This window comes from Novosphingobium sp. AP12 (assembly GCF_000281975.1).
In the GTDB taxonomy this organism is placed as follows: Bacteria; Pseudomonadota; Alphaproteobacteria; order Sphingomonadales; family Sphingomonadaceae; genus Novosphingobium.
In genome coordinates this window covers 1-24,796 of the sequence record NZ_AKKE01000051.1, presented here as the reverse complement: position 1 = coordinate 24,796, position 24,796 = coordinate 1, and the positions used below count along the sequence as shown (strand labels likewise).

Annotated in this window: 15 protein-coding genes; 9 read left to right on the top strand and 6 right to left on the bottom strand. The window is 64.4% G+C overall.

Features of this window, described 5'->3' with window-relative positions:
- Positions 1-96: 96 nt before the first annotated feature.
- Genes PMI02_RS09415 through PMI02_RS09405 form a run of 3 tightly spaced genes read right to left on the bottom strand, consistent with a single transcriptional unit; the run spans position 97 to position 5,936 of the window.
- Positions 97-1,539 carry an efflux transporter outer membrane subunit gene (locus PMI02_RS09415; protein WP_007681950.1) on the bottom strand — a complete coding sequence of 481 codons (1,443 nt, stop codon included), beginning with the start codon at positions 1,537-1,539 and terminating at the stop codon, positions 97-99.
- Entirely contained in the window at positions 1,532-2,740 is a 1,209-nt protein-coding gene (locus PMI02_RS09410) for an efflux RND transporter periplasmic adaptor subunit (protein WP_007681946.1), read from the bottom strand. The genes PMI02_RS09415 and PMI02_RS09410 overlap by 8 nt, the downstream gene beginning before the upstream one ends.
- Positions 2,733-5,936, bottom strand: a complete 3,204-nt coding sequence (locus PMI02_RS09405; protein WP_007681945.1) for an efflux RND transporter permease subunit — start codon at positions 5,934-5,936, stop codon at positions 2,733-2,735. The genes PMI02_RS09410 and PMI02_RS09405 overlap by 8 nt, the downstream gene beginning before the upstream one ends.
- A gap of 303 nt (positions 5,937-6,239) precedes the next feature.
- On the opposite strand from PMI02_RS09405, the gene PMI02_RS09400 reads away from it, so the two are divergent.
- The gene (locus tag PMI02_RS09400; protein WP_007681944.1) at positions 6,240-7,130 is read left to right on the top strand and encodes a LysR family transcriptional regulator; all 891 of its coding nucleotides are present in this window, start codon (positions 6,240-6,242) and stop codon (positions 7,128-7,130) included.
- 47 nt (positions 7,131-7,177) lie between these two features.
- Here PMI02_RS09400 and PMI02_RS09395 read toward each other — a convergent pair whose 3' ends face one another.
- Entirely contained in the window at positions 7,178-8,482 is a 1,305-nt protein-coding gene (locus tag PMI02_RS09395) for a replication protein RepA (protein ID WP_007681943.1), read from the bottom strand.
- 551 nt (positions 8,483-9,033) lie between these two features.
- Here PMI02_RS09395 and PMI02_RS09390 point away from each other — a divergent pair.
- Positions 9,034-10,251 carry an AAA family ATPase gene (locus tag PMI02_RS09390; RefSeq protein ID WP_007681942.1) on the top strand — a complete coding sequence of 406 codons (1,218 nt, stop codon included), beginning with the start codon at positions 9,034-9,036 and terminating at the stop codon, positions 10,249-10,251.
- A 168-nt stretch (positions 10,252-10,419) separates the two neighbouring features.
- Complete coding sequence (locus PMI02_RS09385; RefSeq protein WP_007681939.1) at positions 10,420-11,397, top strand: ParB/RepB/Spo0J family partition protein; 978 nt, start codon at positions 10,420-10,422, stop codon at positions 11,395-11,397.
- A 182-nt stretch (positions 11,398-11,579) separates the two neighbouring features.
- Here the strand turns inward: PMI02_RS09385 and PMI02_RS09380 are convergent, their stop codons facing one another.
- Entirely contained in the window at positions 11,580-12,719 is a 1,140-nt protein-coding gene (locus tag PMI02_RS09380) for a hypothetical protein (RefSeq protein WP_157222454.1), read from the bottom strand.
- 546 nt (positions 12,720-13,265) lie between these two features.
- Between PMI02_RS09380 and PMI02_RS09375 the strand changes: the two genes are divergently transcribed.
- Together PMI02_RS09375 and PMI02_RS09370 are read left to right on the top strand one after the other, a co-directional pair.
- Positions 13,266-14,462, top strand: coding sequence for a mechanosensitive ion channel family protein (locus PMI02_RS09375; RefSeq protein ID WP_007681935.1), 1,197 nt, complete (start codon positions 13,266-13,268; stop codon positions 14,460-14,462).
- Positions 14,463-14,532: 70 nt separating this feature from the next.
- Complete coding sequence (locus PMI02_RS09370; RefSeq protein ID WP_007681934.1) at positions 14,533-16,584, top strand: transglycosylase domain-containing protein; 2,052 nt, start codon at positions 14,533-14,535, stop codon at positions 16,582-16,584.
- Between the two features lies 1 nt (position 16,585).
- Here PMI02_RS09370 and PMI02_RS09365 read toward each other — a convergent pair whose 3' ends face one another.
- The gene (locus PMI02_RS09365) at positions 16,586-17,053 is read right to left on the bottom strand and encodes an Lrp/AsnC family transcriptional regulator (RefSeq protein ID WP_007681933.1); all 468 of its coding nucleotides are present in this window, start codon (positions 17,051-17,053) and stop codon (positions 16,586-16,588) included.
- 138 nt (positions 17,054-17,191) lie between these two features.
- Here PMI02_RS09365 and PMI02_RS09360 point away from each other — a divergent pair, with 138 nt between their 5' ends.
- The 4 genes from PMI02_RS09360 to PMI02_RS09345 all read left to right on the top strand — a co-directional run bounded on the left by PMI02_RS09360 (position 17,192) and on the right by PMI02_RS09345 (position 24,031).
- Positions 17,192-19,525 (top strand): transketolase, encoded by a 2,334-nt coding sequence (locus PMI02_RS09360; RefSeq protein WP_036503148.1) that lies wholly within the window; start codon positions 17,192-17,194, stop codon positions 19,523-19,525.
- Positions 19,526-19,847: 322 nt separating this feature from the next.
- Positions 19,848-21,548: a ShlB/FhaC/HecB family hemolysin secretion/activation protein gene (locus tag PMI02_RS09355; RefSeq protein ID WP_007681930.1), complete on the top strand. Its 1,701-nt coding sequence runs from the start codon at positions 19,848-19,850 to the stop codon at positions 21,546-21,548.
- A gap of 52 nt (positions 21,549-21,600) precedes the next feature.
- Positions 21,601-22,161: a 2OG-Fe(II) oxygenase gene (locus tag PMI02_RS09350; RefSeq protein WP_007681929.1), complete on the top strand. Its 561-nt coding sequence runs from the start codon at positions 21,601-21,603 to the stop codon at positions 22,159-22,161.
- Positions 22,162-23,014: 853 nt separating this feature from the next.
- On the top strand, positions 23,015-24,031 hold the full coding sequence (locus PMI02_RS09345) for a ParB/RepB/Spo0J family partition protein (protein WP_007681927.1): 1,017 nt from the start codon (positions 23,015-23,017) through the stop codon (positions 24,029-24,031).
- The last annotated feature ends 765 nt before the right edge of the window (positions 24,032-24,796 follow it).

Below are 24,796 nucleotides of genomic sequence, written 5' to 3'. Positions count from 1 at the left end.
GTGCCTGCGCTTTGGCAGGGAGCGTAGGCCGGTCGCGATACGACGCCAGAACCGCACGCCCTGCCCCGACGGTCAAGCATGACGCCCAAACGAGCCTCAGTGCGCAGTCACGACCGCAGCACCGGCGGGCAGACCGCCGCCCGTCGCCCGCACCAGTTCGACGTTCGCCTGCATGCGCTGGGTCTGAACCGAAATGAAGGCACGCTGGGCTTCCAGCGCATCAGTCTGTGCGGTGACCACATCGAGGTAACCCGAGGCGCCGTCGCGGTAGCGCGACATGGCGATGTCGCTGGTGCGCCGCGCGGCCTCGGCGGCTTCGCGCTGCGCGACGGAAGCGTCCGACAGGTGGCGGATCGCCGCGATCGAGTCCTCGACCTGGCGGAAGGCGCCCAGCACCGTGGCCCGGTAATCAGCGGCGGTTTCCTCGTATTCCGCACGCGAGATCTTGACCTGTGCCGTCCGCCTGCCCCCGTCGAAGACCGTCAGCAGGCTCGTCAGCGGGCCGAGCGCCCAGAACGTGTTGGGCGTGGTCAGCAGGGCGCCGCCGGTCGTCTCCCAGCCGCCTGCCGCGCCGAGCGTGAGCGAGGGGAAGAAAGCGGCGCGGGCCACGCCGATGCGCGAATTGGCGGCAAAGACGCGGCGCTCTGCGGCCGCGATGTCGGGCCGGCGTTGCAGCAGTTCGGACGGCGTCGCCATCACCGAGGTGGGGGGCTCCACCGGCCGGACATCGGCCGCCAGCGAGAATCCGGACGCCAGTTCCCCGACGAGCGCAGCAATCTCGTGCTCGGTCGCCGCGCGCTGGTTGGCGACGGTGGCGACCTGCGCGCGGGCATTCCCCAGCACGGTCCGTGCCCGATTGACGTCGATGCCTGATGCGATGCCGCCGCTGTGGCGCTTCGAGGTCAGGTCGTAGGCGCGGGCGAAGGCGTCGACCGAACGGTCCAGCAACTGCGCCTGCGCATCGAGCCCCCGCAGGCGGAAGTAGGCGTCGGCGACGGCAGCCTGGAGGCTGAGGCGAGCGGAGGCGAGGTCGGCCTCGCTCGCCTGCGCCTCTGCCGTTGCGGCGCGGACCTGATTGCGGATGCGGCCCCACAGATCGAGTTCGTAGGCGATCGAGCCGCCCACCACGTAGTCGCTGTATTCTCGGGCGGAGCCGGTGCTCAGTGGACGCCCCGCCGACACGCGTTCGCGGGAGGCGTCGGCGCGTACGCCGGCCTGGGGATAGAGATCGGACTCCTCCACGCGGGCAGCGGCGCGCGCCGCATCATAGCGGGCCAGCGCGGCAGCGAGGGTCGGGCTGGCGGGAACGGCCCGCTGCTCGAGGTCGGAGAGGACGGGATCGTTGAAGGCGTTCCACCATGCGCCCCGCGCCTCGTCGTCGAGCGGCGTGGCGGCGGTCCAGCCGGCCACTTCCTTGAATTGCGCGGGCGCAGCGATCTGCGGGGGCTGGTAGTCGGGAGTCATCGAGCAGGCCCCCAGCGCCAAAGCCAGTGCCGCCCCAGACACCGACGACCACGGGGCGAGCAGGCGCCTAGCCATTGGGCTTGGCTCCCTTGTCGGGCGCGGCGACCTTGACGCGATCGCCGGTACGGATCGAGTCCGGTGGCGAATCGATCACCTTGTCGGTGGGCTTCACGCCGACCGAGATCAGCACCGTCTTACCCTCGTCGCGCGCGATGGTGACGCGGCGCAGGGTCACGCGGCCGTCGCTGCCGAGCACGGCGACGCTCGGGCCGTCCTCGGCCGGGAGCACCGCGCTGCCCGGCAGGCGCAGGCCGCCCCCTGCCCCGTCGATCGGGAAATGGACGTGGGCATAGGCGCCGGGCTTCAGCGCGCCCTCGCCGTTGTCGGCCTGGAGTTCGATCAGCATGGCGCCGGACTGGGCGTCGACCGAGTTGGCGCTGCGCGTCAGCGTCGCGGCGAACTCCTTGCCGGGGAACTCGGGCAGGCTGAGCTTGGCCTGCATGCCGGCGTGCACCTGCGAGGAATAGACCTGCGGCACGCGCACGTAGATGCGCATGCGGTGGACGTCCGACACCGTGAACAGCGGCTGCGTGGCCGCGTTACCCGCGACGACGAGCGCGCCAATCTGCGCCGAGCGGCTCGTCACCACGCCGCTGAACGGCGCGGCCAGCCGGGTGAAGGCCTGCTTGGCGTTGAGTTCGCGCACCCCGGCGAGCGAGGCGTTGGCGAGCGCGGTCTTGGCGGCGAGGTCGCCGGCCTTCTCGTCCGCTTCCTGCTGTGAGACGGCATCCTGCGCCAGCATCGACTTCCAGCGCTTCGCGGTCGTCGCGGCAAGGCGCTGGTTCGCCACCGCCGTCTGGTAGTCCGCCCGGGCCTGCGCGAGCTGCTGGTCGATTTCAGGCGCGTCGAGGATCGCGAGGGTCTGGCCTGCCTGCACATGATCGCCGATGTCGGCCAGCCAGCGGCGCACGTAGCCGTTGGTCCGCGCGTTGATGGCGGCGCTGTTGTAGGCCTGGATCGTGCCGGGCAGCACCAGTCCGTCCCCGCCCTCGGCGGTCGTGGGCGAGACCACCGTCACGGTCGGCACGGAGGCCTTTTCGGCAACCTGCTCAAGGTCGCTGGTGGCGTTGATCCGGCTGGCGATGCCGAAGCCGACGAGCGCGATGGCGACGACGGCGGCGCCGATGCCGACGCGCTTCAACGTCCGGCTGTCGGGGCCGCCAGAATGGTCGGCGGGATGGTGATCGGCGGCGGGGTTGGTCTGGGGCTCAAGCATGGCTGGGCTGCATTTCCACAGGAGAGGTTTGTTCGCTGCCGCGAGTGCGGCGGCGATGGACGAAGCTGAATACGACGGGCACGAAGAACAAGGTGGCGATCGTAGCGCAGATCAGGCCGCCGATCACGGCGCGGCCGAGCGGCGCGTTCTGCTCGCCGCCCTCGCCCAGCCCGAAGGCCATTGGCGCCATGCCGATGATCATCGCGAGCGCGGTCATCAGCACAGGGCGGAACCGCACGAGGCCGGCCTGGATCGCCGCTTCGAAGGCGTCGCCGGTCTCCGCCAGTTTCTCGCGCGCGAAGCTGACCACGAGGATCGAGTTCGCAGTCGCCACGCCCATGCACATGATCGCGCCGGTCAGCGCCGGCACCGACAACGTGGTGCCGGTGGCGAACAGCATCCACACGATGCCCGCGAGCGCGGCGGGCAGCGCGGTGATGATGACGAAAGGATCGACCCAGCTCTGGAAGTTCACGACGATCAGGAGGTAGATCAGGCAGATCGCGCCAAGCAGGCCGAAACCAAGGCCGGAGAAGGCCGTGTTCATCGTCTGGAACTGGCCGCGGATGGTCACGGTCGCGCCCTTGGGCTGTTCCTTTTCGAGCGACTGGATCGCCTTCTGGACGTCCGCCGCCACACCGCCGAGGTCACGCCCCTGCGTGGTGGCGTAAATGTCGATCACCGGCTGGATGTTGTAGTGCGAGACGATCGGCGTCGTGCTGGACCGCGTCAGGGTAGCGAGTGCGCCCAGAGGCTGCGTCGGGATACCCGCCGCGCCCGAGACGGGAATGTCGGACAGCGCGTTCATCGAGCCAACCTGGTACTCCGGCGCCTGCGCGACGACCGGGTAGGACACCCCGTTCTCCGGATTGACGAAGAACACCGGCGCGGTCTGCGACGTGCCTGCAAGTGAGCTGGCAAGGCTGGTCGTCACGTCCCGTTCACTGAGGCCGTACTGGCCGATGCGCGAGCGGTCGACCTCGACGCTGAGCTGCGGGGAGTGCGCGGGCTGCTGCAGGCGCATGTCGGCAAGGCCGGGCACCCGGGCAAGCTTCGCCATCAGCTTGTGGGCATATTCGCGCGAGGCGTCGACATCCTTGCCGGCGATCTGGATGTCGATCGGCGAAGGCGAGCCGAAGTTCAGGATCTGGCTGGTGATGTCGGCCGGGAGGAAGGCGAATGTCGCGCCGGGGAAACGGCGCGGCAGCTGTTCGCGCAAGCGTTCGACGAAGCGCGCGGTCGGTTGGTGCCCTTCCTTGAGCGTAATGAGGACGTCGCCGTCCTGCGGGCCGATGGTGCCGCTGTTGCCATAAATCGTGTTGATCGCGCTGACCGGGAGACCGATGTTGTCGGTGACCGATTCCAGTTCGTCGGCAGGCACGATCTCGCGCACGTCGCGAGTGATCTCCTCGAAACGCGCGGCGGCGGTCTCGATGCGGGTGCCGGACGGAAGGCGCACGTGCATCGCGATCTGGCCGGAATCGACGGTGGGGAAGAAGTTGCTGCCCAGGAACGGCATCAATCCGAACGAGACAACGACCACCGCCAGGAAGCCGAGCATGAAGCCCCGGCGCGCGCCCAGCGCACGGTGAAGCATGCCAATATAGCCCGTGCGCAGCTTCTCGAAGCGCGCTTCGAAGCCGCGCTGGAAGCGGACGAAGATGTTGGTCGAGGTCGGCTCACCGGCGTTGTGGCTGTTCTCGTGGTGGGGCTGGTGGGGCCTCAGCAGGTACATCGCCATGGTCGGCACCAGCGTGCGCGACAGGATGAACGAGGCGATCATCGCGAAAACCACCGACAGCGCCATCGGCACGAACAGATAGCCCGCAACGCCCGGCAGGAAGAACATCGGCACGAAAACGATGCAGATGCACAGAAGCGAAACGAACGCGGGAGTGACGATCTGGGCGGCGCCGTCGAGGATCGATTCGATCACGCCCTTGCCCTGCTCGAGGTGCCAGTTGATGTTCTCGATGGTCACGGTCGCGTCATCGACAAGAATGCCAACTGCCAGTGCGAGCCCGCCCAGCGTCATCACGTTGAGCGTCTGCCCGAACAGCGCCAGCGCGGCGATCGCAGCCAGCACCGCCAGCGGGATCGACAGCGCAATGATGACCGTCGAGCGCCACGAACCCAGGAACAGCAGGATCATCAGCGATGTCAGCGCCGCCGCGATCGCGCCTTCGTGGATGACCCCGCTGACGGCGGCTTTCACGAACAGCGACTGGTCGCCGACGGGCAGGATCTTGAGCGAATCCGGCAGCGTCTTCTGGATGTCGGGGAGCTTGGCCTTGACCCCTTCGACCACCGCCAGAGTGGAGGCGGCGCCGTTCTTGAACACGGTCAACAGAACCGAGCGTCCGCCATCGACGTGGACGACATTCTGCTGCTGGGCGCTGCCGTCGCGCACGAAGGCGACGTCGCGCATGTAGATGGTCGCGCCGTTGACGACCTTGACGGGCAGCTCGTTGAGCGCCTCGATCGAGCTGGGCGAGTTGTTCAGGCGCACGCTGTACTGGGTCGCGCCGATCTTGACGAAGCCGGCGGGATTGATCTGGTTCTGCGCGGCGATGGCATTGCCCACGTCCTGCGCCGAAAGCCCCCTCGCCTGCAGCGCCTGCGGGTTGATGTCGATCTGCACCTGCCTCTGCCGGCCGCCTGAGGGGAAAGGCATGGCAAGGCCGGGCACAGTCACGAGGTTCGGTCGGACCTGATTCTGGCCCATGTCGAACAGCTGCTGCTCCGACAGGCCCTTGCCCGACATCGCGAGCTGCAGGATTGGCACGGTCGAGGCGGAATAGTTGATGATGATCGGCGGTGACGAGCCCGGCGGAAGCTGCCTCAGGATGGTCTGCGAGATCGAGGTGACCTGTGCGGTGGCGGTGCGGATGTCTACAGTGGGCTGGAAGTAGATCTTCACGACGCCGATGCCCTGGTAGGAATGGCTCTCGATGTGCTCGATGTCGTTGACGGTGGTCGTAAGCACGCGCTCGAAAGGCGTGACCATCCGGTCGGCCATCTCCTGCGGTGGCTGTCCGGAATAGGTCCAGGCGACGGCGATGACCGGCACCTTGATCTCGGGGAAGATGTCGACCGGGGTACGCAGCGCCGCCAGGATGCCGCCCACGGCGATCAGGATGGCCATGACGATGAACGTCAGCGGGCGGTTGAGGGCGACTTTGACGATACCGATCATCGACTTCTCCGTTCGCCGCACGACGCGGACCTGCCCGTGTCGTCGGGAGCCTTTCCAGCGCCATCCGCTCCCGTGATCCCGCCTCGCGTTCAGTCGCCGCTACGACTGTGCAATGCTTATGTACGCCTGGGTATGCTCACGGAAAGGCAATCCGATCATCAATCCCTCGGGAAATCGATATGGCCGGCCGCGGCACGGGGCAGAACGACCCGCATTTCGCCGATGCGCGCTTCACTCTTTTGTGTCCAATATATAAAGAACCTGGATTGATATGCCAAACCTCTCAATGATGGCTTGACCCCCATGGAACTGCGCCACCTCCGCTACTTCATCTGCGTCGCCGAGGAACTGCATTTCGGCAACGCAGCCCAGCGCCTCGGCATCTCGCAGCCTCCGCTAAGCCAGCAAATCCGGGCGCTGGAGGACGAATTGGGTGTCCGCCTGTTCGATAGAACGAGCCGGCGCGTGCAGTTGACCGAGGCCGGCCGCCAGTTCCTGCCGCAAGCGCAGGAGACGTTGGCCCAGGCAGAGCGAGCGGCCCGCGTCGCGCGCCTCGCTCACAGCGGAGAGGTCGGGCGGCTGAGCCTTGGGCTGTCGCCGTCGGTGCCGTTCATCACGAGCATCATGGACACTCTCGCCCGCTATCGGCGCTCCTTCCCACAGGTCAGCGTCGAGTTGAACGAGCTACCTCGCGATGAGCAAATCGCCGGCGTCGAGCGCGGCAGCCTCGACATCGGCATCGTGCGGGCGTTCTCACCACTGGAATTGCCGCCCCAGATGGAAGCGCTTCACCTCCAGCGCGAAGGCATGGTGCTGGCTATGCGGCGGGATCACCCCTTGGCGAATTTTGGCCGCGCCCTGTTCCTTGCCGATATTCAGGACGAGCCGCTGATCCTGTTTGGCTCGATGAACGGCGCGGGCTTCAACGAAATGCTGATGGCACACTGTGAGATCCTGGGTTTCCGTCCAAAGGTCACACTCGAGGCCGGGAGCTTCGGCACTCTGGTCGGGCTGACGGCCGCCGGGCTCGGGGTCACTATCTTGTCCCGTTCACTCGCTCGGCTCAACGTTGATACGCTCGTCTTCAGGCACATCGAAATGCCGTTTTCGAGTCAGTTGCTGATGTTCCATTTGCGTGATGGGTCACCCGCAACGCTCAATTTCCGCAAGCTGATCGACCAGCGCGCGAAGTAGGACCGCCCTGCCCCCGTCTCAGCCGCGAACGGCTCGGACATCATCGGTCATTCGCCGTCCGGATTGGACCTTCGTTTGGCGTAGCTGACGACGAACGCCTCCCAAACCCTTAGCCATTCAGCTTCGCTGCGCTCGCGGGTGATACCCGGGAATCCTGCCCTGAAGGCATCTGCCATCTGGTCCACCGACCACGGATGCCCTTTGTCCACGCCGACCTTGCGGAACGCCGCCTCTCGGTTTCCGAAATTCAGACTGCCGCTTGGAAACGCGCAGGTAGGCTCTGCGCCAGATGCTTCGACCTTGCCGCCAACCGTCTTGCCTGCAACCGATGATCTCGGTGCCGTTTCGGAAACAGGCGCTCCGAGCAGTCGCAAGTGCGGGCCTACCAACTTGCGCTCAAGCGGAGCCGGTGACGGATTGAGCACGACTTTACGGCCTGAAAGGTCGACGTTGGCGTTGGGGTAAACCGCAGATACGAGCTGCATCGTCTCGCGCACGGTCTGGCGGAAACGTTTGCTATCAGCCTCGTTGCCAAGGTGACGCGCCAGCTGATCCCAGGAAATCGTCTGTCCCTTGCCGCTGTTGATGCGAGGCAGGCGATACGCAAGGTAAGTATAAAGATCCAGCGCCGTGGGAGTGCCCTTGAGCTCGCGGATGGCCACCTCGTTGAGCGGAACCGCGTGTTCGATAAGGTGGCTGTAGAACACCTCCGACATACGTATCTCGCGCGCGAAAGCACCGTTCTTCTCGAGCGATCCGGCATATTCGTTCGAAATTTTCACATCTCGCACGGCGAATGCGTTGTCGTCCGCCTCGGTGCCATCCCAGCGAATCTGCCATTCGCAGGCCAATAACCGGTCCACCTGCTCGCGCATGCGGTTCGCCGTTCCGCGTGGACCATAGGACACCGTCTGGTAACCGAGGCGGCGCATCCACTCGGTGAAGTTTCGGCCCAGATAGACATCGCGCGACCGCTTGGTGACGGCCTGCGACAACAAATAGATCAACGCAACGCGCGGATATGCGCCATAAGGGACGCCAAGGCTTCTGAGCACCGGCTTGCCGTCGACGGTCTGCAACACCGGCCTTGGGTTGATGGCCAGCGCATACTTGCCGTCTTCTCGCAGGATTGGCTGAGTATCGTCCTTCGGCCGCTTGGTGGGCAGCGACATGGCGCACAACGCAGAATGCAGGAAGGCAGGGACAGGCTCTTCATCCTGAACGCGCAGGAACGCATCCATGGTGATTTGCGACCCGGCATGCCTGGCAAGCGAACGAACCTGCTCCTCGCCGCCGTCAAGCATGGCGAGTGCATACTGGTGTCCAATCGGCTTGTTGCTATCTCCGTTCATTCCGCCCTGCCCTGGCCCGACTCATGGGGCTGTGATCTGGTGTTCAAACAACAGCTTTCGCTCAAATAGGCAAGGGTGTTGGCAGTTTTGACGGGATTTGGCGGTTGAAACCTACAAGCTCACCGATGATCTGAGAGCGGTTTGGAGAAAAGCGGGAGATTTCGGTCCTGTTTCAAATAGCCGATTCGCGAATCGGATTTGATTTAGGGATTCCTGTTATAGGTATGCGCTCCGAGATCATCGGTGGCGATGGCTCCGAGATCATCTGGAAATCGCACCGTAATCATCGCCTTGCACCGAGATCATCGGCACGAAGAGTCTGTCGGAGGTGCCCCGGGGAATCGCCTACCTATTACCCAGCGCTTCTGGACCGCGGGCTGGAAACCGCTCCGAGATCATCGGCCGTCGAGGCTTCTGCGGCGACCTTGCCCTCCGAACAGCACATTAACCGCTCGGAGATCATCGGCCTATTTGTAACATTGATGGACGATTGTTGCTCGAAACTTCCAACGCGGCTAGGATCGGGGTTCAATCCCACAAGACTGGTACCTATGGCCACCCATCCTGCACCCGATGCCCGTTCCGACGTCCCTGGCGAAGAACTGCTCGAGGACAGCCTCGATCTTCTTCATCGCAAGGCCCTCACGATTCTCAAACGCATCCGCGACGGTGCGCTTGATCCCGAGACCGGCCACAAGGTAGGTCCCTCCTTCGCAATCTCCAAGGCAGCTTCGCTTGTTGGTCGGACGGCGTCGGCTATCCGGGAAGCGGAGCGCGACGGTCGGCTCCCCGAACGCGACCGGACGGCTTCGGGCCACCGGGTGCAGTACACCCTCGAAGAGCTCGACCACATGCGTGCCGTCTTCGGCACACGTCCGTGGCGTGCGTCCGATGATGTTCCGGCCATCATCTCCATTTCGAATTTCAAGGGCGGAGTGGGCAAGTCTACCTTGGCGCTCCACCTCTCGCAGCATTTCGCGATCAGGGGGTACCGCGTCCTTTTCATAGACTGCGACAGCCAGGCCAGTTCGACGATGATGTTCGGCTACCGCCCCGATGTGGACCTGGGGGAGGACGACACTCTCTATGGACACTTTCACAATCCCGAGCTGCTCGGCGTGCGCTCTATAATCCGCAAGACCCATTTCCATGGGCTCGACCTCATTCCCGCGAACCTGAAGCTCTATAACCTCGAATACGAGATCGCGGGTTATCTTGCGCAGAACCAGAGCTTCGATGTCATCGACTTGATCGCCCAGGCCATCGACACCGTCGTCGATGACTACGACATTGTCATCATGGACCCCCCGCCAGCACTCGGCATGGTGTCGATGGCGGTGCTGCAGGCGGCGAATGCGATGGTTATCCCGGCCCCGCCGAGTGTGATCGATTTTGCCTCGACGGTGTCCTTCATCGACATGGCGCGCACGACGATGCGGCAACTCGAACAGCTCGGCGGACGCATCAAGCCAGCCTACAATTTCATCCGCCTCGTCGCCAGCAGGGTCGATGAGAGCAAGTCGATGCACCGCGAGATTCTGACGATGATGCGGCAGGTCTTCGGCGGCTCAATGATCAATTCGGTGTTGAAGGTCAGCGCCGAGATCGACAACGCAAGCTCGCGTATGAAGACGGTATACGAGCTTGATCGCCCCGTCACATCGCATGAGGTGCACAACCGCTGCGTACGGTTCTTGAACGATGTTTGCCACGACATCGAGCAGGATGTGTTGCGGACGTGGGCGAGCCGCGCAGGTAAGATCGACTGACGGTTGCCACGTGGCAACGCGGCATAAAATCGCGTATTGTTAAGTGGTTGGTCATTACCTCGCGTCTCGCAAAGGCGGCCGATTACAAGGTAGGGAAAGCCTCGGCGGGGCGGTTGCCACGTGGCAACAGCGTCTTGGGCGGGGGGCTTTCCAAAAAGGACGACGGATATGAGCAAGGGAAATCGCGGCTTTGGAAGCAGCCTCACGGAAGGTCTCGACGAGGCTGAGTTGGACGTTTCCACCCCGTCTGAGAGCATCATGGCCAGCCGCAGCCAGACGTTGGCGAGGCTGGCTGCGGGGAAGGTCGTCACCGATCGAACCGAGTGGGTCGACCCGGCGCGCTGCCGTCCGTGGAGGCTGCACAATCGCGATCTCGATCACCTCGACGAGGAGACCTGCCGCGACCTGATCGACGCCTTCCTGTCCGCCAAGAAGCAGCGCATCCCGGCGATCGTCCGCCGCCTTCAAAACGACCCCGATCACGACTTCGAGATCATCGCCGGTGTGCGGCGGTGGTGGACCGTCCAGTGGCTGCGGGCGCATCACCATCCCGACTTCGAGTACCTTGTCACCATCCAGCACGTCTCCGATGAAGAGGCGTTTCGCGTGTCGGACATCGAGAACCGTTCGCGCAAGGACATCTCGGACTGGGAGCGGGCGAAGGAGTACATGCGGGCGTTGAATGAATTCTACGACGGCTCGCAGAGCGAGATGGCAGAGCACCTCAAGATTTCGCGGTCGTGGCTTAGCCGTCTTCTAGACGTCGCCCGTCTGCCCGCCGAGATCGTCCAGGCCTTCGCCGACACGCATGAGATTACGGTTCGCGTCGCGCGGGATATCAAGCCCTTGTCTGGCGACGCTCGCTCGCTCGCGCTCATGGCCAGGGAAGCAAAAGCCATCGGCGACGAACGAGCCGACCTAGGAACCAAGCTCAGCGGCCCCGAAGTCGCGCGAAGGCTGGTCAAGGCTACCGTGGCAAAAACAAACGACACGCCTGGTGAAGCTGTGGTGAAATCGGCTGCTGGAAAGCCAATGCTCCGGTATAGCCGGTCAGCTCGTAGCGGATTGGCGCTGCGCGTACTGCCGAAGTCAGGCGCATCGATCGACGAGGTCATGGCGGCGATCCGTCAGCTGATGGATGACTGAACTACGCGAATTCGGGGCTTGAGGTTGAAGGAATTGCGCCTGGGCGGTCTCGCGACAACGCTGCGAGCGGGAAAATGCCTTTTGAGGCTCTCTGAGCGCGCCGACGCTTATTGCGCCCCCTTGGTATAGCCAGGCATCCTATTCGGCCTCGGAGGGCGGTTTCCGGCAACAAATTTCCGACGTCATTCGTCTTCGCTCCATCCAAGCAGGGTGTCCAGATGGGCGATCGAGGCGTCAAAGTCGTTCAAGGCATCGGTCGAGAAAGCCACACCAATAGTTTCGCCTGCCTTGGGGACCGCTTTATGCCCGGTGGTCGATACGGAGTAGAGGTGAGATCCGGCGATGGTTCGTCGTTCGACGAGGTTCTCGCTTTCCAGCATCGCAACCATTCCGCGGACGCCCAGACGGGTCGCTTTCAGCAACACTTCTATTTGCGCCGATCTCATCGGCCCGAACCCTGCGAGAAGTTCGAAAACGGCTGGCGCGCGCGAGCTGCGCCTTCGATCGGACAGGCGTCCGCGCTCGAAGGCTGAGAGCCTGACTGCTTCGACGAATTTCTGGTGCATGGAGTGCACCGTTTCACGCAATGCGTCAGCGCGTTTTATCCGGGCAAGCTCAGGCTCATCTTCGCTCAAGGCATCGACACGGAGCAACCCGAGCAGAGGCAGGGCAGGGCGCAGCCAACCCAGGGCCCGCAAGCATTCGCCGTAATGCAACTCGATCGCCCACAGCGGGGGCGCGTTTTGGTCGATCGGCGATTGCTTCGCGTATGGAATGTCGCGGCGAAAACCACGCTGCTGCGGTGCGAAACGGACGCTCCGCCGGATATGGCCGTGGAGCTTGGCCAGTGAAATAAAAAGCGGCTCGCGGCGCTCGCGCTCATCATCTGCGACCACGAGCCGCGCATCGTTGATCACGTCAAGGACATGCGCATGCGCCCCCTGTGAATTCAAATCTTGCGGAGCGAGAAATGCAGTCGCCATGGCGATGGCCGTGCCTGCGAGTGCGTCCCAGCTACTGTGCGCAACCTCAGTCAGGATTGCTTCGCAGAGCACGCGTGGCGGATGGCCGGTCCGGGGTGGGGCATCCGACAGAGTGGCGAGCCCCGCGAACCAGGCGTGGAACCGCACCTCATTGAACGCATGACCATCCTGGCGAAGCGCGGCCATCAGCGTGTCACGTAAGATCCGAGCGGCAAATAAGCGAAGAGGGGCGGCCGCAGCATGCTCCAGCGCCCCGTCAAGCCGCCCGAGCATGAGCGCGGCGTTTACCTCCACGGCTCCGCAGGGAGTGTCTCGATCGTCGACATGTGGTTCAGACATCAAAAACACCGCAAATACATTGACTTGCCTATATCCATATAGTTAAAGCGACTTAGATATACAATCAGTCGGATGGCGGTCCCAGCTACATATATACGCTAAGGTTTTCACAGGGCGAGATCTAACCGAAGCTTTCACAAGGCGAGTTATCAAGCCATCCGAGGATCGAGCGGCACAGCATGGCGGTTTGCGAACATCTTGCCAGTGCATGGCGGTGAGGCCGATTAGAGGCGCAATGCCCGCTATACCCCGCCACGCATCAATAGGATCCGCCAGCAAGAGAGGCTGACGTCGTCCGCTACTATGGGCCGTCAGAACTTTGGCATGGCCAACCCGGCGCGATGCGTGACTTCGGAGTGCCGCTTGCGACCACCGGCCCGGCCCGATCCGGGAACAAAAATCATGACTCGACGATTGGATGGGCTGTTCCGAGACCTGGGTCGCAAAAGGTCCGAGCGTAGCCGGTTCATGGGGCTCCCATGCTCGGCATGGTCCAGCCGCTGCCTGTCTCGACGGGCGCAACAAAAGCAGGATGACAAGCACGCGATGAGCGTAACCAACAGTACCCCGCCCTCCGTTTCGGCCTCGGCCGGAAACGCAGCCCGCGATGTATCCGTGCAGATGCGCGATCTCTGGGCCTCCACATTAGCCTGGTTTGAGCACTACTGGCTGCAGATCATCATCGCAGGCGTCATCGCGGTCACCATTGTCACCGCTCTCTATGCGCTGCGGCGGCTTGGCACCAAGCTGTGCCGCCCAAGCCGGACCCGTGGCGACTGGCTGATCGTGGTAGGGCGGGTGGTTTCGAAGACGACGAATTATTTCATCATCATGGTCGCGATCCGCGCGGTGGACGGCTATGCGCAGACGCCTCCGACGCTAGACCGGTTCATTACGTTCTTCTTCACGCTCGCAGCCGTGATGCAGGGCGCCATCTGGGCCCGCGAGTTCATCCTGGGCGCCATCGAGCACCGTACTTCGGCCGAGCATTTCCAAGGTGAGGCGATCATCAATGCGATGGGGCTAATTCGCCTGCTGGTGAGCGTGGTGGTCTTCGCGGTGGCCGCTGTGGTGCTGCTGGACAACCTGGGTGTCAACGTGACGGGGCTCGTCGCGGGTCTCGGCGTCGGCGGCATCGCCATCGGCCTGGCCGCACAGGGCATCTTCGCGGACCTGTTCGCGGCATTGGCGATCATCTTCGACCGCCCGTTCAGCAAGGGCGATCAGGTCAGTTTCGACAGCAGTTCGGGCACCATCGAGGCGATCGGCCTCAAGTCTACGCGCATCCGCGCCTATACGGGCGAACTGCGGATCATCTCCAACAAGAACCTGCTCGACAAGGAAATCCTCAACGTCAGCGGGCGCGACCATATCCGCCTACCATTCACCATCGGTGTCGCATATGAGACGCCGCCGGAGACCCTAGCGCGCGTCCCCGACATCCTGAAGGAACTGGTCGAGGCGGAAGGCGGCAAGGCGTCGCGTGCCGGGTTCGAAGCCTTCGGGCCAAGTTCGCTGGATTTCTCACTGCTCGTTGACGTGCCGGGCAAGGACTGGAGCATCGCGCATCCATTACGCGACAGGCTTGTGGTGTCCATCATGAAGCGCTTTGCGGCGGAGGGCATTTCCATCCCCTATCCGACGCAGACGACGTTCACGGCCGCGCCGGACGGTACGCTTATCATGCCTTATGCGGACAGGGCAGAGGCGTTGCCGATGCCGCGAGAGCGTGTGCATGGCTAGGGCATAAGCTTTGGCTTCCCCGCGGTTCGGGGATGCAACGCAGGTGAAATTCGTATAGCTCTACGCGGCGATGGAGCTTTCAGGTCACCTCGCTGCCGATCCGTATGAACCGCTGGATGCGGGCGCGCCCGACGCGGCGACGGCACTACCCGTCAAGCCGCCGCGCACATCGCTATGGAAGCGGATCAAGCTGGGCTTGGCGATCGCGCTGTTCCTGCTGATCGCGACGATCGGCTACTTGGCCGTCACCGCGCCGCTTTCGAAGTCGCTGCAGCCGGTTGCCCCGCCCGAGATCACGCTGCTGGCGGCGGACGGGACGCCGATCGCGCGCAACGGGGCGATCACCGATGCGCCGGTGGACGTGTCAAAGCTCCCGCCGCATGTCGTCGATGCCTTCCTCGCGATCGAGGACCGGCGCTTTTACACGCATTGGGGTGTCGATCCGCGCGGCATCGCCCGCGCCGCGTGGAGCAATGTCACCGGGGGCAGCACGCAGGGCGGCAGCACGATCACGCAGCAGCTCGCCAAGTTCACGTTCCTGACCGCCGAGCGCTCGCTGACCCGCAAGGCGCGCGAGTTGCTGATCGCATTCTGGCTCGAGGCATGGCTGACCAAGGACGAAATCCTCGAGCGCTACCTTTCGAACGCCTACTTCGGTGACAACACCTATGGCCTGCGCGCGGCCTCGATGCATTACTTCCACCGCCAGCCCGAGAAGCTGACCGAAGGGCAGGGGGCCTTGTTGGCGGGGCTGATGAAGGCGCCCTCGCGGTTGGCGCCGACCAACAACTTCGCGGCCTCGCAGAAGCGCATGAGGCTGGTGCTGCAGACGATGGTCGAGGCCGGCTACATGACCGAGCAGGAGGCGAGGGCGGTGCCGCCCCCCCGACTCGACGTGCGCGACCGGAGCGAGCTTCCGACCGGCACCTACTTCGCCGACTGGGCGCTGCCCCAGGCGCGGCAGATCGAGGCGGCGGGCTATGCCGGCCAGACCTACCGGACCACGCTCGATTCCCGCCTCCAGGCTGCGGCTCACCGTGCCATCCGCGAGGCGGGCGGCAAGATGCAGGTCGCGCTGGTGGCGATGCGCAAGAATGGCGAGGTCGTGGCGATGGTCGGCGGGCGGGATTATTCCGCCAGCCCATTCAACCGCGTCACGCAGGCGCGGCGGCAGCCGGGCTCGACGTTCAAGCTGTTCGTCTACCTCGCCGCGCTGAAGGCGGGCATGGACCCCGAGGACACGGTTCCCAACACCCCGATCGAGACCGGATCTTACCGCCCGCAGAACGCCGGCGGTGCTTACTCGCCGACGATCACGCTGGAAGACGCCTTCGCGCGGTCGAGCAACGTCGCGGCGGTGCGCGTATTCGCCAAAGTGGGTGACGAGGCGGTGATCGACATAGCGCGGCGCCTTGGCGTCACTTCGCCGTTGCCGGCGGGCGATCCCAGCCTTGCGCTGGGCACCGCGACGATGACGCTGATGGAGCTGACCTCCGCCTATGCCGGTGTCGCCGCGAACAGCTTCCCGGTGGCGCCGCGCGCCTTCCCGGTGCCGGAGGCGGGGTGGTTTGACTGGCTGCTCGACGGCAAGCGCAGCCTCTCCTCGCACGACCACGAGGCGATCGAGGGGATGCTGCGCGCCACGATCAACCGCGGTACCGGCCACGCGGCGATGCTGCGAGGGCCCAACTTCGGCAAGACCGGCACCAGCCAGGAGAACCGCGATGCGCTGTTCGTCGGTTACTCGGGCGACCTCATCGTCGGCGTGTGGGTCGGCAACGACGACAACTCGCCGCTCAAGGGCGTGTCGGGCGGCACCGTCCCGGCGCGCATCTGGCGCGACTTCATGCGCGATGCGCTGGGCGAGCGGCCCGCGCCGCGCCCCAGGGCCGCGGACCCCGACGGTCCGGTCCAGCCGCTCGACTTGCCCGAGATCGGCGACATCCCGGTCGGCGACAACAGCCATATCCGCATCGAGGACGGGCAGGCGGTGCTCAGCACCAAGGTCGACGGCGTGCCGCTCGACCTGAAGCTCGACGGGCAGGGCCTGCGTATTGGGCCGGGGGAGGGGGACACGGCTGCGCCGAAGGTCACTCCCCCGCCGGCGTCTCCCCGGCCGTAATTCAGACGGGAATCTTGGTGCGGTACACCACCGGGCGGAGCGCGAAGCTGGTTGTGACCTGTGCCACCCCGCCTATGCGGGTCAATTTCGAGCGCAGGAAGTCCTCGAACATGCCGAGCGATGGCACCAGGACGCGCAGCTGATAGTCTGCCTCGCCGGTCATCAGGTAGCATTCCATGACCTCGGGAAAGGCGGTGACCGCTTCCTCGAAAGCTTCCAGATGGCGGTCGCCCTGCTGGTCGAGGCGGACGCGGACGAAGGCGGTGACGCCGAGGCCCACCGCTTCGGGATCGACGAGCGCCACGTAGCGCGTGATCACGCCGTCGCTTTCGAGCTGCTTCAACCGCCGCAGGCAGGGGGAGGGCGATAGGCCGACCCGCTCCGACAGTTCCTGGTTAGTGATGCGCCCGTCGGATTGCACATGCTCGAGGATGCGCCGGTCTAGCGAGTCGAGATCGGGGGTTGGCATGATATAGCGCCTTGTCATCACTTCGCGGCAGAATATGCCAAGCGGTAACTCCTGCCAGCATGACTTGGCAAGGACATGCCATTCCAACCGGTGTATCCTGCCTCCGTGCTAGGAAGCGCCGCAATGAGGACTGGGACCATGGCTGATACGGTTTCCCGCGAGGGCGACGAACTCGTCGATACCCTCGAGGCGTTGGAGAAGCGCCTGCTGTGGCTCTCGGCCTGGACGATCCACAACGCCAACCACCTGCGCCCTAAGCGTGACGGCCTCAAGGTCGGCGGCCATCAGGCCAGTTGCGCCTCGATGACCGCGATCATGGCCGCGCTCTATTTCCATGCGCTGCGCCCGCAGGACAAGGTCGCGGTCAAGCCACACGCCGGGCCGGTGCTCCACGCGATCCACTATCTGCTGGGCAACCAGACGCAGGACAAACTGGAGCGTTTCCGTGGCCTTGGCGGCGTGCAGAGCTACCCCTCGCGCACCAAGGACAAGATCCCGGTCGACTTCTCGACCGGGTCGGTGGGCCTCGGCGTGGCGGTCACCGCATTCAGCAGTCTGGTTCAGGACTATCTCATCGCCCACGGCCAGGTCCGCGAGGAAGATGCCGGGCGCATGATCGCGCTGATGGGTGACGCCGAACTCGACGAAGGCAACATCTACGAGTGCCTGATCGAGGGCTACAAGCACGACCTGCGCAACTGCTGGTGGGTGGTCGACTACAACCGCCAGTCGCTCGACAGCACGACGGCCGACCGCATGTTCCGCCGCTTCGACGACATCTTCGAAACCTGCGGCTGGCGCGTCGTCACGCTGAAATATGGCAAGCTGCAGCGCGAGGCGTTCAAGCGACCCGGCGGCAAGGCGATCGAGGAATGGATCGACCAGTGTCCCAACGCCGACTTCGCCGTGCTGACCTATAAGGGCGGCGCGGCGTGGCGCGAGCGGCTCAAGGCTGACATCGGCGAAAAGCCGCAGGCGAGGGCGCTGCTCGAAAGCTTCGACGACGACGGCCTCGCCGCGCTCATGACCAACCTTGGCGGGCACTGCATCCAGTCGCTGATCGAGGCGTTCGACGCCTGTCAGGACGATCGCCCGACGCTGTTCATCGCCTACACCGTGAAGGGCCACGGACTGCCACTCGCCGGTCACAAGGACAACCATTCGGGGATGATGAACCCGCCCCAGATGGAGCAATTCCGCGCGGCGATGGGCATCGAACTAGGGCGCGAGTGGGAGCTTTGGGGAGGCCTCGGCGACAATGCCGCCGCGCAGTTGCAGGCGTTCGTCCAGAACAGCGCGCTCGCCCGCAAGGAACAGGAGCCCGTCGCACCGATGATCTCGGTGCCGTTCCTGCCGACCCCAGAGGGCAAGGAGCAGTCCACGCAGGCCGCTTTCGGGCGCATCCTGCTCGACATCGCCAAGTCCGGCGAGGAACTGGGTGACCGCATCGTCACCACCGCGCCTGATGTGACGCAGACCACCAACCTCGGCGGCTTCGTCAACCAGCGCGGCCTGTTCCGGCGCAGCGAACTGGCCGACGTGTTCCACAATGCGAAAGTCCCCTCGGCGCAGAAGTGGCGGGCGCACGGCGCGGGCCAGCACATCGAACTGGGCATCGCCGAGAGCAACTTCTTCACCCTACTGGCCTCGCTCGGCCTCGCCGCCCCGCATTTCGGTACCCGGCTGCTGCCGGTCGGCACCGTCTACGATCCCTTCATCGCGCGCGGGCTCGATGCGCTGAACTACGGCTGCTACCAGGACGCGCGGTTCCTGCTGGTCGGCACCCCGGCCGGCCTGACGCTGGCGGCGGAGGGCGGCGCGCATCAGTCGATAAACACCCCGCTGATCGGCATGGGCCAGCCAGGCCTGACCTACTTCGAGCCCGCCTTCGCCGACGAACTGGCGCTGATCATGGGATGGGCCTTCGAGCACATGCAGCGCGAGGACGGCGGCTCGGTCTACCTGCGCCTCTCGACCCGCGCGATCCCGCAGGCTGCGCGCGAGGATGAAAGCTGGCGCGGCGACGCGCTAAAGGGCGGCTACTGGCTTCGCAAACCGGCGCCCGGCACGCAGGCGGCGATCGCCTTCTCCGGCGTCGTTGCGCCCGAGGCACTGGCTGCGTGGGAGCAGCTTGCCGACGACCTGCCGGGCCTCGGCCTGCTCAACGTTACCTCGCCCGACCTGCTCCATCGCGGCTGGTCGGCCCGGCGCGCCGCGCGCTGGAACGGTGCCCCCCCGGAGCCCTGCCACGCGGAGGCACTGCTGGGCGCGCTGGCGCCCGGGGCGGGGCTCGTCACCGTGCTCGACGGATCGCCCGGAGCGCTCTCTTGGTTGGGCGGCGTCACCGGTATGCGCGTCAGCCCGCTCGGCACCGACCGCTTCGGGCAGACCGGCGACATGCTTGACCTCTACCGCACTTATCGCCTCGACGCCGAAGCGATCATCGATGCGGCCGCAGAGCTGTTCCTCTAGCGGCCTAAGGCACCGTCCCGGCCGCGATCGCCGTATATCGCAGCCGATCCGAATGGGTTCGAATTTGGCCGGCTGCGGGAATACAACCTCCGCGGCACCTTCGAAGATGCGCAAAGTGGGGCGCCATTGCCGCGCCCGGCGCCTTTTTGCGCGTGATAAGGGGTGCGTTCCACACCCGAAGTCCCTGTTTGCGTCATCAGCGATGACATAGGGCCGGAGCGGCTCCAGTTCGGCGTGAACCCGTCGCCTGCATCCGTAGTCTGACTGGGAGGGAGCACACCGTCTCCCATTTGGCGAAGATCGGGCAGGGCAGCCACGTATCATGAGGGCATTTTCAAACATCACGAACGGGATGGTAGCCGGGCGGCAATCGCTGCGCCGCGGGCTGCTCGCCATGGGCGCGGCGCTGGCGGCGCTGGTTCAGCCGGCGCTGGCGCAAAGCACCGCGCCCGACGTCAACGAGTCCCCCACGCTCAACCGCGACCGTCTCGACCGCGTCGAAGCGCCCGTGCCGCGCGCCGCCGCCCCGGTCCAGTTACCGGCCGCGCCGGTGAGCGTCGCGGCGGGGGCTCCGGGGCAGGTCGCGCTGACGCAGGTTCGCTACGAAGGGGCCACGCTCGCGCCCGACGTGCTGGACGCAGCGACGCGGCCGTTCGTGGGCTCGCCCCTTGATCGAGACACCTTGCAGAAGCTCGCGAACGCGGTCAGCGCCGCGTATGCGCAGAGCGACATAGCCTTCTACGCTGTAAGTATACCCGCGCAGTCGGGCGCCGCCGGCGTCCTCGTGGTGCGAGTGGTCGAAGGCCGGATCGTCGAATACAAGCTGGCGAGCGAAACTCGTAGCACCCCTAAACACCTGATCGCTGCGCACGTCCGCCGCCTCATGCTCGAGACGCCGACGCACAAGTCCACGATCGAGCGCACTCTATCGCTGCTGCGAGACATTCCCGGCCAGACGGTGCAGGCCAACCTGCGCGGCACCAGCAAGCCGGGCGAACTTGCGCTCGACCTCGACGTCAAGCGCAAGCAGGTCGAAGTCACGCTGAACCTCAACAACCGGGGCGTCTTCAATGTCACCACTGGTGTGCAGGCGCAGGTCGCCGTGGCGGTGAACGGGCTGCTGCGCGAAGGCGACACTACGCGGCTCTCGGCCTACGTTCCGTTCGAGCCGCACCGCTACCAGTTTTATTCCGCGAGCCACGTCACGCCGATCGGCTCGAGCGGCACGACCCTGGGCATGAGTGGCGGCTATGTGCGTACCCGCACGCGAGGCTTGGAAATTCTTGGCGAGGCCAAGCAGTTGGGGATCGTGATCGTCCATCCTCTGATCCGCTCCTATAAGCGCAACCTGTCGCTGAGCGCATCCCTCGACGGCACCAATAGCAACAACTATTATCTCGACACGGCCTTCGGCGGCTTCCGCACCCGGGCGATCCGTCTCGGCGCGAACTGGTCGTCGATCGGCAAGACCAGCGGTTACGGTCTCTCGCTCAGCCTCAGCCAAGGCCTAGACGGGCTGGGCGCCCGCGCAATCGAGGGTTACTCCAAGACCGACTTCACCAAGGCCAACGTCCAGACTACATTCGTCACGGAGTTGAGCTCGAAAGTTGCAGCCAAGGCGACTGTCCGCGCGCAATACAGCCCTGACCCACTGCCGACGACTGAGCGCTTCGTACTAGGCGGGGAGGGCGCCGGCCTCGCATTCCGCGACGGATTCCTCACGGCCGACAAAGCTGCCGCCCTTGGAGCCGACCTGTCCTGGCGCGTGGCAGGAGCCAAGGCAAGTGACCGCGGCCTTACAGTTTTCGTTTACGCGGATGGCGCAGTGTCAGGCTCCTATGCGCGCCCACTCTATGGCCTGCCGAAAGCCGAATACTCCCTGGCTTCAGCGGGCGGCGGGGTCAGAATCGCTCCGATAAAGGGATGGTTGGCGAGTGCACAAATTGCCATTCCTGTCAAGAGGCCCTTTGACAGGATGAGCAAAAAAGGCCGTCTCTTCTTCAGCGTGTCAAGAACGCTTTGACCTAGCCATTTTGCGTATACGCAAAACTCTCTCCAGACGACGAGAACATACCATGCAGAACATATGGGAAGTCTGGGCGGGCGCTCTCACGGATGCCGAGTGTGACGCAATAGTCAGTGGTGCAGGACGGTACGTTCCCGAAGAAGCTACGATTGGTTTCACCGACACGTTGCGCAGCGACAGTGGCTACCGCACTTCAACGGTTCGCTGGTTCGATACGGCACGTGAAAAGAGCCTAGTCGATCGGGTCATGGAATTCGTCCGCTCTTCGAACCGCACCAACTTTGGCGTGGATGTCGACGCGCCATACGAACTCCAGTTCACCGAATACCGCGCCACCAACAACGGGCACTACGATTGGCATCAGGATGTCTGGATGGAATCGCCGCGTCCCTACGCTCGAAAGCTTTCGGTAGTTGTGCAGTTGTCTGCGCCAGAGGAATACAAGGGCGGCGAGTTTGAGTTTTTCGGTATTCAGAGCCCTGGCGCTGCGTTCTCCGGAAGGGGTAGTTTACTGATCTTCCCGTCATTTCTGCAGCACCGGGTCCTGCCGGTCACGGACGGCGTTCGTTGTAGTTTGGTTACTTGGGTCGAGGGGCCAAACTGGCGGTGAAGCTCGCGCTGGGCCGAGTGCCGCCCTCGCAACTAAGCTCAGCTCAGTGCTTTGGGACTTCGCTTTTAGATATCGGCAATAGGCGGAACCGAATCGACCAAGTCGATGAAGAGCTAGTGGGGGCGGCGCATACCAATCGAAATCTACGCAAATCGGATCGCCGCCTGATGCTTCCAGATCCCCCCGGATTGAAGCTAGTTTGACTGGTCGTCTGGCCAATGATCCGCCATGTGACAGGAAGTCCCCACCGCTGGTTCGGGTGCTCAGCAGATATGGTTCACCTCTTCAACCGCCGGAGGCAGCCCGGAGCGGAGGGCGAAAACGCCTCAGCTCCTGCCAAATCTGGCGTCATCCCGCAGCTCGGCGCCCTTCGGGCGCAACCCTTCGCCGGGCTGCAATGCCACCATGCCAACCTCGGTGGTGTGGTGAAGAGCGGAGGCGCGTCTTGCCGGCTGTGACCGCGCGTAAGATCGGCGGGCGAAGCACTCTCGGCCTGCGTGCCTCCGCTACACATCCTAACGAAGGCGGACGGTTTGCTTTCGCATTCAGGAGAATCCGAACGTGAAGTTAGGCTAAACTCCCACACATCGACTCGATGTTCGACAGCAGTGACAATCCGATCATTAGGCTGCGGACGGGCCACCACAATGGTGACCTGATGATCGCCGGCCGCGTCTGAGAGCACCGCGCTAAGCGCAGGGCGCCTCCAAGCGGGTTCACGAGGTCACCGCCGCGGCAAGTCACCGTTGTCGAGCAGACATCATTCGATAGAGCCGATCCGGACATAGTCCGCGCGGCGCGGTGTTTCGGCGTTCGCTATGCACTCGTCGATACATCATGCAGGGAGTGGCAAATGGGTGGCTTTGTACGGGATATTCTCACGACGCTTTCCTATGAGCCCGACCCGGCAGAAGCCTCGCGGGCTGAAGGGGCTGAACTGTCGCGCCTCGACCAGCGCCTCGCCGGCTTCGTGCAGGGAAATGGGCGGAGGACGGCGATATCTATCCGTCCGGGCGACTGCTCGGTATGGGACGGCAATCCTCGAGACGTGCCCGGGCTTTCCGCCGACAGTTGCCGCACGCTGATCGAATCGATCGCGCAGGAAGACGGCAACCGCATCCCTGTCCTTGTGCGCCAGAACCCGCCAGGCTCCGAACTACCATACGAACTCTTGGTGGGCAGCCGCCGGCGGTTTTCGGTCAATTGGCTCAATCTTAACGGGCGGCCAGAGATCCGTCTTAATGCCATGGTAGTGGACCTCAGCGACGAGGAAGCGTTCAGGCTTGCGGACATTGAAAACCGCGAACGCCAGGATATCACGGAGCTCGATCGGGCGCGTAGTTATCAGGGCGCCGTGGACCGGTTCTATGGCGGCGTGCAATCACGGATGGCCGAGGCACTCAATTTGTCGAACAGCCAGCTCAGCCGTCTGCTGTCTATGGCGCAGATGCCGGACGAGGTGGTCGATGCATTCGCCACGCGCGAGGAACTGCGCGTACGGCACTCGGAAGTGCTGACGCCGTTGCTGCGCCGACCGGAACAGCGCAATCGGATGCTCGCCGCCGCGCGTGTAATCGGCCAGGAGCAACAGCGCCTCGCCGCAGCGGGCGATCGCATGATTCCCCCTGCCTCCGTGCTCACCCGTTTGAAGCAGGCGGCGGTGGATGGCGGCCCATCGCGGGGGCAGGACACGCAGGTCGTCGTCGGCGACGACTGCGTCGGCCGGATCAAACTGGGGCGAGACGGCCTGGAAGTGGAATTGACGGTTGCGCCCGACGCGGATCTTGACCGAGTGCTTGCCGCCCTGCGTGCAGCCCTTCTTGACGGCCGTGCGCGAGTCGCCGCTGAGGTCGATCCGGCGTCCGAGTGAGGCCGGATTTGCTCGAGGCGCGATATTAGCGCCGATCGATCACTAAACCATGTTCAAATTGGCTCCATTGGCTGGCCCATGTGCACATCTGGCATTGCACATAGGCCTCCGTATTTCGTGGCGCGCAGGCTTGATATGGCCGGCCTTTGCGTGGTCCGACGGTCCTTTCGGCCCAATTTAACATTCTGCTACGGGTCTTTCCGGGCGCTCTCAGATAGCGTCCAGTCCAAGCATAGACGTCTTGCCGTCGCGGCTTCTTCTTCGCGCGCTCACGCCTCCGACTTGTGCCTAAGCCTTTGGCGACTGGGCATGTCATGGAGGACGACACAATGCGTAATCGACCACGCCAATCCGCGAGGCATATCCTGCTTTGCGCGACGGCCATTCCCCTTCTTCTTCTAGGTGCCTGCGCCGATGGCGTGGGTTTCCGCGTCGGAGCTGGCGGCGGGGGTACGCCGTCCGGCCCATCTGGCCCATCCGGCCCCAGCGGCCCCTCCGATCCGAGCGGACCTTCTGGTCCCAGCGGTCCAAGCGGCCCATCCGGTCCGAGCGATCCTTCGAGTCCGACTGGTCCAGGCGATCCGACTGGCCCTGGCGGTCCAACTGGCCCTGGAGGTCCGACTGGCCCCGGCGGTCCAACTGGCCCGGGAGGTCCAACCGGCCCCGACGGTCCGACTGGCCCCGGCGGTCCGACTGGCCCCGGAGGTCCAAGCGGCCCCGGCGGTCCGACTGGTCCAGGCGGCCCGACTGGCCCCGGCGGTCCAA

What these genes read in the sequence shown, in the direction of transcription:
- PMI02_RS09415 (WP_007681950.1), bottom strand. Translation starts at nt 1,539, where the DNA reads ATGGCTAGGCGCCTGCTCGCCCCGTGGTCGTCGGTGTCTGGGGCGGCA.
- PMI02_RS09410 (WP_007681946.1), bottom strand. Translation starts at nt 2,740, where the DNA reads ATGCTTGAGCCCCAGACCAACCCCGCCGCCGATCACCATCCCGCCGAC.
- PMI02_RS09405 (WP_007681945.1), bottom strand. Translation starts at nt 5,936, where the DNA reads ATGATCGGTATCGTCAAAGTCGCCCTCAACCGCCCGCTGACGTTCATC.
- PMI02_RS09400 (WP_007681944.1), top strand. Translation starts at nt 6,240, where the DNA reads ATGGAACTGCGCCACCTCCGCTACTTCATCTGCGTCGCCGAGGAACTG.
- PMI02_RS09395 (WP_007681943.1), bottom strand. Translation starts at nt 8,482, where the DNA reads ATGAACGGAGATAGCAACAAGCCGATTGGACACCAGTATGCACTCGCC.
- PMI02_RS09390 (WP_007681942.1), top strand. Translation starts at nt 9,034, where the DNA reads ATGGCCACCCATCCTGCACCCGATGCCCGTTCCGACGTCCCTGGCGAA.
- PMI02_RS09385 (WP_007681939.1), top strand. Translation starts at nt 10,420, where the DNA reads ATGAGCAAGGGAAATCGCGGCTTTGGAAGCAGCCTCACGGAAGGTCTC.
- PMI02_RS09380 (WP_157222454.1), bottom strand. Translation starts at nt 12,719, where the DNA reads ATGTCTGAACCACATGTCGACGATCGAGACACTCCCTGCGGAGCCGTG.
- PMI02_RS09375 (WP_007681935.1), top strand. Translation starts at nt 13,266, where the DNA reads ATGAGCGTAACCAACAGTACCCCGCCCTCCGTTTCGGCCTCGGCCGGA.
- PMI02_RS09370 (WP_007681934.1), top strand. Translation starts at nt 14,533, where the DNA reads ATGGAGCTTTCAGGTCACCTCGCTGCCGATCCGTATGAACCGCTGGAT.
- PMI02_RS09365 (WP_007681933.1), bottom strand. Translation starts at nt 17,053, where the DNA reads ATGCCAACCCCCGATCTCGACTCGCTAGACCGGCGCATCCTCGAGCAT.
- PMI02_RS09360 (WP_036503148.1), top strand. Translation starts at nt 17,192, where the DNA reads ATGGCTGATACGGTTTCCCGCGAGGGCGACGAACTCGTCGATACCCTC.
- PMI02_RS09355 (WP_007681930.1), top strand. Translation starts at nt 19,848, where the DNA reads ATGAGGGCATTTTCAAACATCACGAACGGGATGGTAGCCGGGCGGCAA.
- PMI02_RS09350 (WP_007681929.1), top strand. Translation starts at nt 21,601, where the DNA reads ATGCAGAACATATGGGAAGTCTGGGCGGGCGCTCTCACGGATGCCGAG.
- PMI02_RS09345 (WP_007681927.1), top strand. Translation starts at nt 23,015, where the DNA reads ATGGGTGGCTTTGTACGGGATATTCTCACGACGCTTTCCTATGAGCCC.